This is a genomic window from Azospirillum sp. B21, from assembly GCF_008364825.1.
In the GTDB taxonomy this organism is placed as follows: domain Bacteria; phylum Pseudomonadota; class Alphaproteobacteria; order Azospirillales; family Azospirillaceae; genus Azospirillum.
Map to the genome: position 1 here is coordinate 49,809 of NZ_VTTO01000005.1, position 15,691 is coordinate 65,499.

At 69.1% G+C, this 15,691-nt stretch carries 11 protein-coding genes; 5 read left to right on the top strand and 6 right to left on the bottom strand.

The annotated features are described in order from the left end of the window. Window positions 1–25 precede the first annotated feature (25 nt). Window positions 26–2,245: a TonB-dependent receptor gene (locus FZ983_RS13735; protein ID WP_149224092.1), complete on the bottom strand. Its 2,220-nt coding sequence runs from the start codon at window positions 2,243–2,245 to the stop codon at window positions 26–28. Window positions 2,246–2,462: 217 nt separating this feature from the next. After that, on the bottom strand, window positions 2,463–3,455 hold the full coding sequence (locus tag FZ983_RS13740; protein WP_149224093.1) for a FecR family protein: 993 nt from the start codon (window positions 3,453–3,455) through the stop codon (window positions 2,463–2,465). A 241-nt stretch (window positions 3,456–3,696) separates the two neighbouring features. Here FZ983_RS13740 and FZ983_RS13745 point away from each other — a divergent pair, with 241 nt between their 5' ends. The 5 genes from FZ983_RS13745 to FZ983_RS13765 all read left to right on the top strand — a co-directional run bounded on the left by FZ983_RS13745 (window position 3,697) and on the right by FZ983_RS13765 (window position 11,972). Next, complete coding sequence (locus FZ983_RS13745) at window positions 3,697–4,212, top strand: sigma-70 family RNA polymerase sigma factor (protein ID WP_149224094.1); 516 nt, start codon at window positions 3,697–3,699, stop codon at window positions 4,210–4,212. 148 nt (window positions 4,213–4,360) lie between these two features. Beyond that, a complete protein-coding gene (locus FZ983_RS13750) occupies window positions 4,361–4,735 on the top strand; it encodes a response regulator (protein ID WP_149224095.1) in 375 nt (124 codons plus the stop codon). 39 nt (window positions 4,736–4,774) lie between these two features. Beyond that, the gene (locus FZ983_RS13755) at window positions 4,775–9,823 is read left to right on the top strand and encodes an AAA family ATPase (RefSeq protein WP_149224096.1); all 5,049 of its coding nucleotides are present in this window, start codon (window positions 4,775–4,777) and stop codon (window positions 9,821–9,823) included. Next, entirely contained in the window at window positions 9,820–11,331 is a 1,512-nt protein-coding gene (locus FZ983_RS13760; protein WP_149224097.1) for a response regulator, read from the top strand. Before FZ983_RS13755 ends, FZ983_RS13760 begins: the two co-directional genes overlap by 4 nt. Next, on the top strand, window positions 11,331–11,972 hold the full coding sequence (locus FZ983_RS13765; protein WP_149224098.1) for a response regulator: 642 nt from the start codon (window positions 11,331–11,333) through the stop codon (window positions 11,970–11,972). The genes FZ983_RS13760 and FZ983_RS13765 overlap by 1 nt, the downstream gene beginning before the upstream one ends. A gap of 33 nt (window positions 11,973–12,005) precedes the next feature. Here the strand turns inward: FZ983_RS13765 and FZ983_RS13770 are convergent, their stop codons facing one another. The 4 genes from FZ983_RS13770 to FZ983_RS13785 form a co-directional block, all read right to left on the bottom strand. After that, window positions 12,006–12,437, bottom strand: a complete 432-nt coding sequence (locus tag FZ983_RS13770; RefSeq protein WP_149224099.1) for a DoxX family protein — start codon at window positions 12,435–12,437, stop codon at window positions 12,006–12,008. Between the two features lie 197 nt (window positions 12,438–12,634). Continuing rightward, on the bottom strand, window positions 12,635–14,632 hold the full coding sequence (locus tag FZ983_RS13775) for an amidohydrolase (RefSeq protein WP_149224100.1): 1,998 nt from the start codon (window positions 14,630–14,632) through the stop codon (window positions 12,635–12,637). Continuing rightward, complete coding sequence (locus tag FZ983_RS13780) at window positions 14,629–14,904, bottom strand: XapX domain-containing protein (protein ID WP_149224101.1); 276 nt, start codon at window positions 14,902–14,904, stop codon at window positions 14,629–14,631. Before FZ983_RS13780 ends, FZ983_RS13775 begins: the two co-directional genes overlap by 4 nt. Before the next feature lie 94 nt (window positions 14,905–14,998). Continuing rightward, entirely contained in the window at window positions 14,999–15,685 is a 687-nt protein-coding gene (locus FZ983_RS13785; RefSeq protein ID WP_149224102.1) for a hydrolase, read from the bottom strand. Between the last annotated feature and the right edge of the window lie 6 nt (window positions 15,686–15,691).

The window sequence follows — 15,691 nt, forward strand, 5'->3', positions numbered from 1 at the left end:
GAGGCTCCCGGTTTCGGTGTGGAGGTCAGAAGCTCGCCGAGGCGGTCAGCAGGAAGGTCCGGCCCGGCTGGTAGAGCGGGGTGACGGTGCCGAACTCCTGCCCGTAGGTGGCGCGGTCGGCATAGGTCTCGTCGAACAGGTTGCGGACGTCGGCGCGCAGGGTCAGGTTGGAATATTGCGGGATCTTGTGCTCGACGAAGAGGTTGACGGTTTCGTACCCCTTCAGCGGGCGCTGGCCGGCCTGGACCTTGTTGTAATCCAGCACGATCTCGACATCGGCGCCGAAGGTCAGATCCCATTTCGGGATCGTGTGGCCGCCGCCGAGGGTATAGACGCGGCCCATCGGGGTGGCGATGTAGGTGCCGGTGTCGGAATCAGCGGGCAGACCGTCGATGGTCACGTCGATGTCGGCATATTTGGCGCGGACGAAGCCGGTGTCCCAGGCATAGCCGACGCCGAGTTCGTAGCCCTTCGACCGCACGTCGCGGGTCAGCGTGCCGCTGCCGGCGGCGAAGCGCGGGGCGCGGACGTCGTCCAGGTCGGTGCGGAAGACGCGGCCCTCGGCGGTGAAGCCCTGGTAGCGGCCGACCAGCCCGGCGGTCAGGTTGCGGGCGGTCACCGGCTGCGGACCGGCACCATAGCGCCAGGCCGGGTTCATGACGAAGTTCTCGGCCAGCTGGACGCCGCCCCAGCTGCGCGACCAGCCGGCCTTGGCGGTCAGATATTCGGGCAGGATGTCGACCTCGCCCGAAACATTGTGGCTGACACCGCTGTTCGTCCAATCCTGGCCGGTGGTGCCTTCGAACCACTGCCGGTCGGCGCGCATGCCGAAGGACAGGCGGACCCGTTCCACCGGGGACAGCCGCGCCTGTCCATAGACCCCGACGTTGCGGGCCTTCTCGAGCGCCGTCATCGTCTGGTCTTCATAATGGGCGCGGTCGACGTAGAAGTCGCTGCCGGCGGTGATGGTGCCCATGCCGACGTTGAAGACGTTCTCCAGCTTGCCGTTCAGCGAGCTGGTGGCACCCTGGCCGGGATAGCTGCCGGGGACCGTGCTGCTCCCCACCGGACGGGTGTAGATCGGCGTCTCCACGTCGGTCCGGCCATAGGCGACCACCAGCTTGGGGTTCCAGAGGTCGGTCGGCAGGCTGTCGGTATAGGTGAAGACGAGGTTCTGGCGGTCCAGCGTATAGTCGCGCACCCGCGGCTCCCACGCCGGGCGGCCGGAAATGGAGCCGACATTGGCGCGGAACGGGCGCGGGGCGTCGTCATAGACCCGCTCGTAGCTGACCTGGAAACGGTGGCCGGCATCCGTCTCGTAGGCGACCTTGCCGAGGCCGCTCCTCAGGTCGGTCTTGGTCCCCTCGACCTTGCGGCCGTCGCCGGATTCGAAGCGGGCGCCCTTGCCATAGGTGAAATAACCCAGCCCCTCCAGCCCCTTGTGGCGGCCGAAGCCGGCGGCGCTGTTGGTGAAGACGGAGCCGTTGGTGCCGAAGCTGGATTTGACGAAGGCGCCGATGCCGTCGCCGCTCAGGAAGTCGCGGGCATCCTTGGTCTCGTAGGCGATGGAGCCGGCCAGCGCGCCCGGCCCGGCATCGGCGGGCGCCACGCCGGCATCGACGCGGGCGGTCTTCAGGAAGACCGGGTCGATCAGGGTGGTGCCGTTGTGGTGGAAGACCTTGTTGTTCTGCCGGCTGCCGTCGATGCTGACGGACAGATTGGTCTCCTCCACGCCGTTGACGTAGACCTTCTGCGACATCGGTACCGAACTGCCGACGCGGATGCCAGGCTCACCGGCGAAGACGTCGCGGATGTCGCTGGGGTTTTTGCGGTCCAGCTCCTCCTTCCCGATCACGATCTGCGCCGGGCCGCCCGGCGCCGGGGCGGCGGCGGAGACCGAAACCGGACCCAGTGCCATCGTGTCGCCGCCGGACGATGCGACGGGGGCCGGGGCCAGCGTGGCGGTGGCCGGGCCGGTCAGGCGATAGGTGACGCCGGTGCCGGCCAGCAGGGTTTCAAGCGCACGCGCCGGCGGCATGGAGCCGCCGACGGGGCGGGAGGTGCGGCCGTCGGTCAGCGTGCCGGGATAGCCGATCTGCCAGCCGGTCTGCCGGCTGAAGGCGTCCAGCGCGCTGCGCAGCGGCTGCGCCGGCAGCGAGAAGGTCGCGGCGGCATCGGCCGGCGCCATCTGTTGCGCCGCGGCGGGAAGCGCCGTCAGCGTGGCGCCGAGCGCCGTGGAGGTCATCAATGCGGCAAACAAATGCCCGGCGAACCGGGAACGGTTGAAATCTGCAACTTTGACTATCGATGCCGTGCGGCGGACCATGTCCTGCAACTCCCGTCTCAAGCTGGCGCGGGGGGCTCAATCGCAGGCAGACAAGCCTAACCCCCTGTTCGCCAGACGTACGGGATCGCCGACCCTCACAAAAAAAGTTGCGAGCGATTCTCAAAATTATCTGCGGTCAGCGCAGGACGAGGATGCCGCCCGGCAGGCTGCTGATCCGGGCGCCGACCATCCCGGCCAGCGCCTTCAGCGCGCCGGCCGGATCGTCAAGCCGGTAGTTGCCGCTGACGCGCGTCATACCGATGCGGTCGTCCAGCAGCAGGATCGGTGCGGCGTGGTAGCGGCGCAGGGTATCCACCACGGTGTCGAAGCGCTCGTTGTGGAAGGCATAGCGGCCGTCGCGCCAGGACAGCGCCTCGGCCGGATCGGGGCGGGGCTGCATGGTCAGGCCGCGCGCCGTCGCGGTCAGCCGGTCGCCGGGGGCAAGCGTCACCGGCCGGCCGGGATCGTCCAGCCGGCTGACGGTCACCCGTCCGCGCTCCAGGAAGACGGAGTCGCCGCGGTCGTCCGACTGCACGCTGAAGGCGGTCCCCGTCACCTCGACCGTGCTGAAGCCGGCCACCACGCGGAAGGGGCGGGCGGTGTCCCGCACCACGTCGAACCACGCCCGGCCGCGCAGCAGCGCCACCCGGCGTTCCTCCCCGCCGAAGGCCAGGGCCACCGCGCTGTCGCTGTCCAGGACCAGCCGGGAGCCGTCCGGCAGCGCCACCTCCCGCCGTTCGCCGACGGCGGTGCGGTGGTCCGCGCTCCATCGGGTCTTCAGATCGGGATAGAGATGCGTCCCGACCACGGCCAGCAGCCCCGTCGCCGCAATCGCGCCCATCCAGGCGCGCCGTGAGTGTCCCGGCCGCCGCATCGGCACCGGGTTCGCCGGCACATGCGCCAGGGTGGCGCTGTGCAGCTCCGCCATGCCGCCGACCTCGGTCAGCCGGTCGAACGCCTGTGCATGGCGCGCATCGCTCTGCCGCCATGCCCGATAGGCGGCCAGCGTCGTCGGATCGGCCGGAGCGTCGAGCAGCCGGACGAACCAGTCGAGAGCCGCATCGGTCACCGGATCGGCATGGCGGTAGCCGGGTTCCGCCTTCTTTCCGCTGGACCTGTCCTGCCTCACCCGCGTTGCCCATCCTCTGTCAGCATGCACCCGCATCTTAGACGTTCGACGTGCGGGACGGCCACAAATTGCACCGGTAGGATTTACGCGGGGATTGCCGAAAGCCCTTCGCGGACGGGAAAGCCCGGATCGTCGAACCATCCCGCCGACGATCCGAGGCCCGGCTTGACAGTAGCGACTGCGAATCATTATCAATCTCTGACGACCCCGAGGAAGCGCCCGCGCGACGGATAGACCGACCATGCCCGCAAGTCTGACCGCCATCTATCTGGATCACCGCCAGTCCCTGCTCGGTCGGGCCTTGCGCATCGTGCGCGACGTGCCGACGGCGGAGGACGTGATCCAGGAAAGCTATCTCAGGGCCTGCAACGCGGTGCAGAAGGGCCCGATCGACAATATCGGCGCCTTCCTTCACCGCACCGTGCACAACCTTGCCCTCGACCAGATCCGCCGCCGCCGCACCCAGGAACGGTTCGAGGCGCCGGCTTCCGACACCGCCGATCCGCTGGAGGTCGCCTGCGGCAGCCCTTCGGTGGAGGACCGGCTTCTTCACCGCGAGCGTCTGGCCCAGTTCATGGGCGCGATGGAAGCCCTGCCGGACCGCGCCCGCCGGGTCTGGGTGCTGAACCGGGTGGAGGGGATGTCCTATCCGCAGATCGCCGCCCATCTCGGCGTGTCGCAGGGGACGGTCTTCAACGACATGAAGCTGGCGATGGGCCATTTCGTGGACGCCCTGTCGCGCGCCGACCGCGGCTGACCGCGGGGCTGCGGTACGGGCTGACCTCCGCCTCATTCCAGGCCGCCTCTTTCTAGACCTAGGTGTGGTATCCCGCTTTCCCCCCGTCCGGATAGGATGCGCGTGGCGCCAGGGACCGGCGCCCTTCATTCGGTCGAGGCATCGCGACGTGTCCAATGCACCCCTGATAGCTGTGGTTGACGACGACGAGGCGATCCGCGAGGCGTTGGACGACCTGCTGCGGTCCGCCGGCTTCCGCTGCCGGCCCTTCGTCTCGGCCGAGGATTTCCTGGCCCATGCGGACCGGGCGGACATCGCCTGCATCATCCTGGACGTGCGCATGCCCGGCCTGTCCGGTCTCGATTTGCAGGAGCGGCTGAACGCCGACGGCGGCGGGCACCCTCCGATCCTCTTCATGACTTCCTATGCCGACGATGCCACGCGGATTCGGGCGCTGAGCGGCGGCGCCCGCGACGTGCTGGGCAAGCCGGTGGACGGCCACGTCCTGATCGCTTCCCTGAACAGCGCCATGGCGGCAGGATAGGACGGCAGGGTAGGGATTGCGGGTGGGAAAGGCCGGTACATGGAGCTCAGTTTCGATCACCTGACGGCGACCGGCTCCGGCGGCCATGTCCTGGGCAGCGACGGGGAAAGCCGGCTGCTGCGGGTGATGCGGCCGGGCCAGCCCTTTCCGATCCTGGTCCGCATGGCGCTGACGCTTGCGAAGGATCCGGGCGGCCGGTCCGATGCGGCGCTCGACCGGCTGCGACGGGAGCATGAACTGTCGCGCCGGCTGCACCCGGCCTGGGCGGTCAAGCCGCTCGACCTGCTGCAGCATGACATGGTCCCGGTGCTGACCCTCGCCGATCCGGGCGGACAGCCGCTGTCGGCCCTGCCGGTGCCGGCGATGCCCTTCCGCCAGCGGCTGTCGCTGGCCATCCGCATTGCCGAGGCCGCGGCGCAACTGCATCGCCGCGGACTGCTGCACGGCGACCTGCGGCCCTTCAACCTGCTGGTCGGCGATGACGGATCGGTGCGTCTGACCGGCTTCGGCCGGGCCAGCCCCTTGCCGGTCCCTACCCCCGATGCCGCAGCAGAGCGGCCGGACGCGCTGCTGCCCTACATGGCGCCGGAGCAGTCGGGGCGGATGAACCGTCCGGTCGACCGCCGCAGCGACCTCTATGCCCTGGGCGTCACGCTGTACGAGCTGTTCACCGGCGAGCTGCCCTTCGCCGCGCGCGATGCGATGGAATGGGTGCACAGCCATCTCGCTCGCGCCCCGATCCCGCCGGCCCACCATGCGCCCGACCTGCCGGCGGCCATCGCGGACATCCTGCTGCGGCTGCTCGCCAAGACGGCGGAGGACCGCTACCAGACCGCCGACGGCCTCACGCGCGACCTTATCCAGGCCCTTCGGACCTGGGATGTCGAAGGCCGCATCCCCGCCTTTCCGGTCGGTCGGCGCGACATGCCGGAGGGGCTGGTCGCGCCGCCGGACCTTTATGGGCGGGACGAGCCGGTCGCCGCCCTTCAGGCCGCCTTCGATCGGGTCGCCGCCGGTGGCCGGATGAGCGTCGTCCTGATCGCCGGACGGTCCGGCGTCGGCAAGTCGGCGGTCGTCCAGGCGCTGGAGGACCAACTGGTGCCGCCGCACGGCCTGTTCGCCGCCGGCAAGTTCGACCAGGGCAAGCGCGACCTGCCCTATGCCAGTCTGGCGGAGGCCTTCCGTGCGCTGGTCACCCGCATCCTGGCGCTGCCGGTTTTGCATCGCGACCAGTGGCGCCGCGCTCTGGCGGAGGCGGTTGGCGACGGCGGCGCGCTGATGACCGCCCTGATCCCCAATCTGGCCCTGCTGATCGGCGAGCAGCCCGCCGTGCCGCCCCTGCCGCCGCGGGAGGCGCAGAACCGCTTCGACCTGTTGTTCCGGCGCGTTCTGCAGACCTTCGCCCGTCCCGACCACCCGCTGGTCCTGTTCCTGGACGACCTGCAATGGCTGGATCGCGCCACGCTGGACCTGCTGGACCGGCTGGTTGCCGATGGCGGCATCGGCCATCTGCTGCTGGTCGGCGCCTACCGCAGCGACGAGGTCGGCGCCGGCCATCCGCTGCAGGCGTTGATGAGTCGTATCCGGGATGCCTGCGACGGTGCTGCCGGCGAAGCGATCGATTGCGAGGAAATCGCGCTGGGGCCGCTGTCGCCGGACGATCTGCGCCACATGGTCGCCGACAGCCTGGACCGCAAGCCGGACGAGGTGGCGGCGCTCGTCGCCCTCCTGCAGGAGCGCACCGGCGGCAACGCCTTCTTCGCGGTGCAGCTGCTGACTGCGCTGGAACGTTCCGGCCGCCTGTGGTTCGACCGTGAAGCAATGCGCTGGGATTGGGATCTGGAGGCGGTGGAGCAGGCTCCATGGGGCGCCGGCATCGCCACGCTGATGACGGAACGGCTTGGCCGTTTCCCGGCGCAAACGCGCGACCTTCTGTCCCGCCATGCCGCGCTCGGCGCCGCCGTCCGGCTGTCGACCCTGGCCTTCGCCGCCGGCTTGGCGGAGGAGGAAACGGAGCGCCATCTGGAACCGGTGCTGGCCGAGGGGCTGATCCTGCGCAGCGAGGATGGCTTCCGCTTCCTCCACGACCGGGTGCAGGAAGGGGCCTATGCCCTGGTGGCGGCGGAATCGCGCGGCGCGCTCCACCTCGACATCGCCCGCGCGCTGCGCCGCGGCTTTGCCGCCGACCTGACGGGGGAGCGGCTGTTCACGCTGGTCGGCCAGTATGACCGCTGCCTTCCGCTGATCCAGGATGGGCCGGAGCGGGCGGAGGTGGCGACGCTTCATCTCGCCGCCGGTCATCAGGCCAAGGCCGCCAGCGCCCACGGCTCGGCGTTGGCCTATGCGCTGGGCGGCCTGCGCCTGCTGGAAGGCGGCGACATCGAGCGGCGGCACAGGCTGGCCTTCGCGCTGGAACATCTGCAGGCGGAATGCGAGTTCCTCTGCGGCGACCTGCAGCAGGCGGAGCGGCGGTTGCTCGGCCTTGCGGGACGGGCCGAATGCCCAGCGGACCGCGCCGCCATCACGGCGCTGCTCGTCACCGTCTACACCGCCATCGACCGCAGCGACCGCGCCATCGACGCCTGTCTGGCTTATCTGAAGGGCGTCGGCATCGACTGGGCGGCCCATCCGCCGGCAGCCTTGGCGCAGGAGGAATACGCGCGGCTGCGAACGGCCATCGGCGGGCGGCCCATCGCCTCGCTGGCATCGATGTCCGCCGTCGCCGACCCCGACAGCCGGGTGACGCTGGACGTGCTGGCCGCGGCATTGCCGCCGGCCTTCTTCAGCGACCGCAACCTCGTCTGCCTGATCCTGTGCCGGATGGCGAACCTGACGCTGCGGAACGGGCGCAGCGACGCGTCCGCCCTGGGCTTCGCCTATCTCGGCATGATGGCGGGCCCCTATTTCGGCGACTATGCCGCCGGCTACGAGTTCGGCCGGCTCGGCTACGATCTGGCGGAGCGGCAGGGGCCGACGCGCTACCGGGCGCGGGTGCTGATGACCTTCGCCTATCATGTCGTCCCCTGGACCCGCGACATCCGCAGCGAGCGCGCCCTGCTGCTGCGGGCTTTCGAAGAGGCGCGGGAGGCCGGCGACGTCACCTATGGCGGCTTCACCAGTGTCACCCTGGTCACCAGCATGCTGGCCGCGGGCGATCCGCTGGCGACGGTGCAGCGCACGGCGGAGGCGCGGCTGTCCTATGTCCGGCAGGTGAAGTTCGGACTGTGCGCCGACATCCTGACGACCCAGCTTCAACTGTTGCGCGCCCTGCGCGGGCAGACCGACGCCATCGGCTGCTTCGACGGGCAGGGCTTCGACAATGCCGCCTTCGAGGTGCGGCTGCTGGCCAATCCCAGCCTGGATATAGCCACCTGCTGGCATTGGATCCGCACCCTCCAGCTCCGCTGCATCGCCGGCGAGATGGCGGCGGCGGTCGAGGCGGCGGAGCGGGCGGAAGGGCTGCTGTGGACCACGTCCGGCCATTGGGAGATGGCGGAGTTCCATTTCCACGCGGCATTGGCGCGGGCAGGCGCAATGGACGACGTCCGGCCGGACCAACGCGCCCGCCACGCCGCCGCGCTCGCCCGCCATCTCGACCAGCTGCGCGACTGGGCGGGCCACAGCCCCGACAGCTTCGATGCCCGCTTCGCCCTCGCCGAGGCGGAGGCGGCCCGGACGCAAGCGCGGACGGAGGATGCCATGCGCGGCTATGACCGCGCGGTCCAGGCGGCGCGGCGCACCGCTCTGCCCCATGTGGAGGCGCTGGCCCATGAATGCGCCGCCGGCCTCTATCGCCGGCTGGGTGTGCCGACGCTGGAACTCGCCTGCATCCGCGACGCCGCCGGCTGTTATGCGCGCTGGGGGGGCACGGCCAAGGTCGCGCAGCTCGCCCGGCACTACCCCTCCCTCGGCCTGGATGCGGCGGAGCCGGCATTGCCGGAGGCGCCGCGCGGCTTCGACGGCATCGATCTGGCCGCCCTTCTCGGCACGCTGCGCACGGTGTCCGACCAGGCGAGCGTGGAGCAGCTCACCACCACACTGCTGACCCTGGTGCTGGAACATGCCGGAGCCAGCCGCGGCATGCTGATCCTCGCCCGCGGCGACCGGCTGCGGGTGGAGGCGGAGGCGACGACCGGGCTCTATGGCGTGTCGGTGCGGCTGGTGCAGGAGGATGCCGACCGCATCCCGCTGCCCCATGCCATCGTCCACGGCGCGATCCGCGACCAGGAGGCGGTGATCGTCGACGACACCCGCGCCCCCGGCCCCTTCTCCGCCGATCCTTATCTGCGCGAGACGGAGGCGCGCTCCATCCTGTGCATGCCGCTGGTCCGCCGCCGCCGCGTCGTCGGGCTGCTGCATCTGGAGAACGCATTGGCGACCCATGCCTTCACGCCGCAGCGGGTCAACATCCTGACGCTGCTCGGTGCCCAGGCGGCGGCGTCGCTGGAGACCGCGACGCTGGAGGAGAAGGAGGCGCTGCTGAAGGAAATCCACCACCGGGTGAAGAACAACCTTCAGTTGGTTACCAGCCTCCTCAACCTCCAGGCCCGCCGCATCGAGGACGAGGCCGTCGCCGCCCTGTTCGCCGACAGCCGCGACCGGGTGCGGTCGATGGCGCTGGTGCACGAAAACCTCTACCGGCTCGGCAATTTCGCCCGCGTGCCGATGCGCGAGCATCTGGAATCGGTGTGCGCCCATCTGCTGCGCGCCTATTCCCGGCCGGCCGGCGCGGTGCGGCTGGACACCGACATGGACGACCTGAAGCTCGACCTCGACCGGGCGGTGCCCTGCGGCCTGATCGTCAACGAGCTGGTCTCCAACGCGCTGAAACACGCCTTTCCGGGCGGGCGGGGCGGGGTGCTCAGCGTGGGGCTGGCGTCGGACGGGCGGGAGTACCGGCTATCCGTTCGTGATGACGGCGTGGGCTTGCCCGAAGGGTACGATCCCGATAGGATGGATACGGTCGGTTTTCAGCTGATCGCCGACCTGACCAGCCAGTTGCACGGCTCGTTGAAATACAGTTCCACCACAGGGACGGAGTTCATTGTCATCTTTCCTTTGAAAGGGCGTAACCGGGGAAGTGAATGATCGCGGCACGGATCCTGATCGTCGAAGACGACCGTATCGTCGCGCGCGATATTCAGCATCAACTGTCCCGGATGGGGCATGTCGTGGTCGGCATGTCGGCCAGCGGCGAGGAAGCGGTCCGGCGGGCCGGCAGCCATCAGCCCGATCTGGTCCTGATGGATATCCGCCTGGAAGGGGAGATGGACGGGATCGAGGCGGCGCGCCGGATCCGCGACGCCCAGCGCATCCCCGTCGTCTTCCTCACGGCTTACGCCAATGACGAGGTGGTGCAGCGCGCCAGCCTGACGGAGCCCTTCGGCTATCTGCTGAAGCCCTTCGAAGAGCCGCAGATGCGCACCGTCATCCAGATGGCGCTCTACAAGCACGCTAGCGACGCCAAGCTTCGGATGAGCGAGCGGCGCTATGCCGCCACGCTCGCCAGCATCCGCGACGGCGTCATCCTGTGCGATCCCCAGGGCCGCGTCGACTTCATGAACCGGGTGGCGGAGACGATGACCGGCTGGACGGCGGCGGAGGCGGCCGGACAGCCGCTTGCCTCCGTCTTTGTCGCGGTGGACGAGGAAACACACGAACCGCTGGAGGATTTCTCCGCCGTCGTCCTGCGCAGCGGCGCCTTCGCCCCGCCGGAACGGCTGTCGCGGCTGCTGCCCCGCGGGGGGGCCGCTCCGGCTGGGATCGTGGTGGAGGAGCGCTGCTCCGCCATCATCGACGACCGCGGCGAACTGGTCGGCTCCATCCTGGTATTCAGCGACCTGACCCAGCGCCGCCAGATCGCGGAGGCCTTGCGCAAGGCCCAGGCCGACCTTGCCCATATCGGCCGGCTGACCATGATGGGGGAACTGGCCGCCGCCGTCGCGCATGAGGTCAACCAGCCGCTGATGGCGATCATCACCAACGCCGGCACCTGCCTTCAGCACCTGTCGCAGCCGCATCCCGACTTGGCCAAGACCCGCGTCGTGGTGGAACGGATCGTGCGCGATGCCCAGCGGGCCGGCGACGTGGTCCGCAGCATCCATGCGCTGGCCCGCCGGACCCCGGCCGATCCCGGATGGGTGGACATGAGCGCGCTGATCGCCGACACGCTGGCGCTGGTGCGGGCGGAACTGCGCCGCGCCCGCATTATGGTGGAGACCGATCTCCAGGCCGGATCGCCCTGGGTCCATGGCGACCGGGTGCAGTTGCAGCAGCTCGTCCTCAATCTGGTGATGAACGCGGTCGAAGCGATGGCGGACCCGGACTTGCCGGAACGGCGCCTGCGCATCGTCACCGCCAGCGAGGACGGCTGGATCCGGGTCCGGGTCGAGGACAGTGGAACGGGCATCGCGGACGCCGATGTCGACGCCATCTTCCGGGCCCTGTACACCACCAAGCCGGACGGGCTGGGCATGGGCCTGTCGATCAGCCGGTCGATCGTGGAACTGCATGGCGGACGGCTGACCGCCACGCCGGGCACCCCTTGTGGGAGCGTGTTCGACTTCGTGCTGCCGGTATCGTCCGGAGGGGTGTGATGAGGGGCAAGGCCGAAACCGCCGCGGCCGTGGTGACCGTGGTGATCATCGACGACGACGAAGCCGTCCGCGAAGCGCTGGAAGGGCTGCTCGAGTCCGTCGGGCTGCAGGTGAAGAGCTTCGGGTCGGTGCAGCAATACATCGACCAACGCCCGGCCATCGATGTCGGCTGCATGGTGCTGGACGTGCGGCTGCCGGGGCGCAGCGGGCTGGATTTCCAGGCGGAGCTGGCGCGTTGCGGCAACAGCCTGCCGGTGATCTTCATCAGCGGGCATGCCGATGTGCCGATGTCGGTGCGCGCGATGAAGGCGGGGGCCTTCGAATTCCTGACCAAGCCGGTGCATCACCAGGAACTGCTGGACGCCATCCACGCCGCCATCGCCCGGCATGGCGAGCAGCGCGACCAGGAGCGGGGACTCGTCACCCAGCGCGCCCGCTTCGACACGCTGACCCCGCGCGAGCGCGAGATCACGATGATGGTGGTGTCCGGCCTGCGCAACAAGCAGATCGCCGACGACCTCGGACTCAGCGAGGCGACGGTGAAGCTGCACCGCGGTCAGGCCATGCGCAAGATGGAGGCGCGGTCGGTGGTGGAGTTGGTGCGGATCGTCGACAGTCTGATGACCTGCCGCGCCCACTGATCCCGTCGGTTGGCGGGGGCGGGCGGGCAGCCCTCAAAGGTGCCGGGAGCGTCGGCGCAGCCGCGACAGCATGGCGGCCAGCGCAAAGCCGCCGACCAGTCCGAGATGCTCGAAGAAGGCATTGGTCGCCATGAAGCGTTCATGGCCGACCATCGTCCAGAAATCGTTGGCGATCAGTGCCGCCAGCACGGTGAACACGCCGAGCGCCCCGGCCCCCAGCCACAGCGCGCGGTCCAGCAGGATCAGCAGCGGCCCGACAAGCTCGACCAGGATGGTCAGCGCCGCCCACAGCGCCGGAGGATGCAGGCCGAAATGCGCCTGCTCCGCCACCGCGCCCGGCCAGTCGGTCAGCTTCACCAGCCCGCCCAGCAGATAGGCACCCACCAACGCGAGCCGGGCCAGAAACCATGTGCCGTCCCAGTCGAGGATGCGGTCGATGGGGCGTTCCAGATCGCGGAAGGTCATGGCGGGGGCCGTTTCGTGTTTTTGGGGGGCGAAAATCCCCCTCTCCCCCCCGGGGAGAGGGTCGGGGTGAGGGGGATGCATCGAGTGGAATTGGTGGGGAGCGGAGAGCGCGATTCTTGAAGATCCTCGCCGCGCGACCCCCTCACCCTAACCCTCTCCCCGGGGGGGAGAGGGGACCCGCTTTAGCGGAAGGAAGGTCACACCGCCCAGCAGCCGCAGCCGAGCGCGCCCCAGAAGGACTGCACGTCGGCGGCCGGGACGTCGGCGGCGTAGGCGGCGGCATGGTCATGGCCGTGAACGCCGCAGCCAGTGGCGCAGCCGCAGGCCGATGCCAGCGCCTTCCGCTGGTCGCCCGCAGCGCCGTCGGCCGCCTTGTAATAGCCGCCAAAGGTGCGCACGGGCGACCAGTCCGGCATCGGCTTGGGCAATTGCGGCGCCAGCGGGCTGTAATCGCCCTCGCCATGCACCACGGCACCGCCGAGCATGGTCAGGACCGAGTTCAGATGGGCGATGCGGTCTTCGGAGATCGAGAAGAAGTCGTCGGACAGCACGGCGAGGTCGGCCAACTGACCGGCCTTGATCTGCCCCTTCTTCCCCTGTTCGTTGGAGAACCAGGTGTTGGCTTCCGTCCACAGCCGCAGCGCCGTTTCGCGGTCCATCCGGTTGGCCTGGGGATAGAGGCTGAGACCGCCGACCGTCCTGCCCGTCACCAGCCAGGACAGCGAGACCCACGGGTTGTAGCTGGCGACGCGGGTGGCGTCGGTGCCGGCGCCGACCGGCAGGCCGGCCGCCATCATTTTCGCGATGGGCGGGGTCCGTTCCGCCGCCTTCGCGCCGTAGCGCTCGACGAAATACTCGCCCTGATAGGCCATGCGGTGCTGGACGGCGATGCCGCCGCCGAGTGCGGCGATGCGGTCGATGTTACGGTCGCTGATCGTCTCCGCATGGTCGAAGAACCAGTGCAGCCCGTCGAAGGGGATGTCGCGATTGACCTTCTCGAACACGTCCAGCGCGCGGCTGATCGTCTGGTCGTAGGTGGCGTGCAGACGCCAGGGCCAGCGGTTCTCGGCCAGCAGGCGGATCACCGGCTCCAGATCGCCTTCCATGTTCGGCGGCATGTCGGGGCGGGCGACGCGGAAATCCTCGAAATCGGCGGCGGAATAGACCAGCATCTCGCCGGCGCCGTTGTGGCGATAGCTGTCGTCGCCATCACCGGGCTTCACCTTCGACGCCCAGCCGGCGAAGTCGGCAAGCTCCTCCTTCGGCTTCTGGGTGAACAGGTTGTAGCTGATGCGCAGGGTCAGCTCGCCATCGGCATGCAGCTTTTCGATGATGGCGTAATCGTCGGGATAGTTCTGGTAACCGCCGCCGGCGTCGATCACTCCGGTCACGCCCAGCCGGTTCATCTCGCGCATGAAATGGCGGGTGGAGTTCAGCTGGTACTCGGGCGGCAGCTTCGGCCCCTTGGCCAGCGTGGAATAGAGGATCGTCGCGTTGGGCTGCGCCAGCAGCAGGCCGGTCGGGTTGCCGGCAGCATCGCGGACGATCTCGCCGCCCGGCGGGTTCGGCGTGTCCCTGGTATAGCCGACGGCGCGCAGGGCCGCGGCGTTCAGCAGGGCGCGGTCGTAGAGGTGCAGGATGAAGACCGGCGTGTCGGGAGCGGCGGCGTTCAGCTCCTCGATGGTCGGCAGGCGCTTTTCGGCGAACTGGTGCTCGGTGAAGCCGCCGACCACCCGGACCCACTGCGGCGGCGGCGTGATGGCCGCCTGCTGCTTCAGCATCGCCATGGCGTCGGCGAGGCTCGGCACGCCGTCCCAGCGCAGCTCCATGTTGTAGTTCAGGCCGCCTCGGATGATGTGCATGTGGCTGTCGATCAGCCCGGGGATCACCCGCCGGCCCTTGGCATCGATCACCGTCGCTTGCGGCGCGGCGGCGCGCACCTCCGCCTCGGTGCCGACGGCGAGGAAGCGGCCGTCGCGGATGGCGATGGCGCTGGCCTGTGGGTTGGCGCGGTCCAGCGTCGTGACCTTGGCGTTGACGAGGATCACGTCGCCGGTGGTGGCGGTGTTGGGCATGGCGGCATTCCCGGTTCTGGACGCGAGGGTGGACATCAGCGGCGAGGCGAGCAGGGTCGCGGCGGCGGTCCCGGCAATCGCCTTGCGGCGGCTAATCGCGGGCGGGGTTGGGGGCGTCATGCCTTCTCTTCCTTCCCAACCGGGTCGGCCGGCGTCCTGTCGGCTCCGGCCTGCGGGCCCAGCACATGGCGGGCGCAGTCGGTCTGGATGAAGGCGACGACCGGCTCGCCGGCGATCAGGCGCTTGACGACCGGCACCACCTGCTCGCCGACAAGCATGCCAAGCAGTCCGATCAGGGCGATGGTAGGCGGTGCCGGCGAACGGACGCCGATCAACGCATAGATGATGCCGACCAGGATGCCGGCGCCGGCCGATAGGAGATAAGGCATCATGGTTCCGGGCTCCCGGTCTGGAAAGCTGGTCTGTCGAATGACAACCTGCGCCCGGCCGAAGCCGGACGCAGGGACGCAGGATCAGGCGTGCCGGTTACGCATGTTCGTGCGCGGCTGCGCCGGTCACCTTGTGCGGGTGCTCGCCGCGCTGCGGGGCCTTGTGGACCATGGTGTAGGCGTAATCGACACCCATCCCGTAGGCGCCGAAATGCTCGCGGACGATGTTCATCACGCCGTCATAGGTTCCGCGCTTGGCCCAATCGCGCTGCAGTTCCAGCAGGACGTTGACCGAGGTGATGGAATGGGCGCCGGCCTGCTCCATGCGCCGGATGGCGGCGTCGTGGGCCTCCTGCGAGGTGCCGCCCGAAGCGTCGGTGACGATGTAGACCTCGAAGCCTTCCTCGATGGCGCACAGCGTCGGGAACAGCAGACAAGCCTCGGTCCACAATGCTGCGATGACCAGCTTCTTCTTGCCGGTCGCCTTGACGGCAGCCACCAGTTCCTCCGAATCCCAGCTGTTCATCGAGGTGCGCTCGATGGGATCCTGCTGCAGCACGTCCATCAGTTCCGGCCAGATGTAGCCGGAGAAGCTCTCGGTCTCCACCGCGGTCACGATGGTCGAGGCACCGAACAGCTTGGCGGTCTTCGCCAGCGCGATGGTGTTGTTCTTCAACTGCTGGCGGTCGATGTTGACGACGCCGAAGGACATCTGCGGCTGGTGATCGATGAAGATGAAGACGGTGTCGTCGGCGTTGATGAGCGACTTGGCCGGGAAAGTCATGATCGT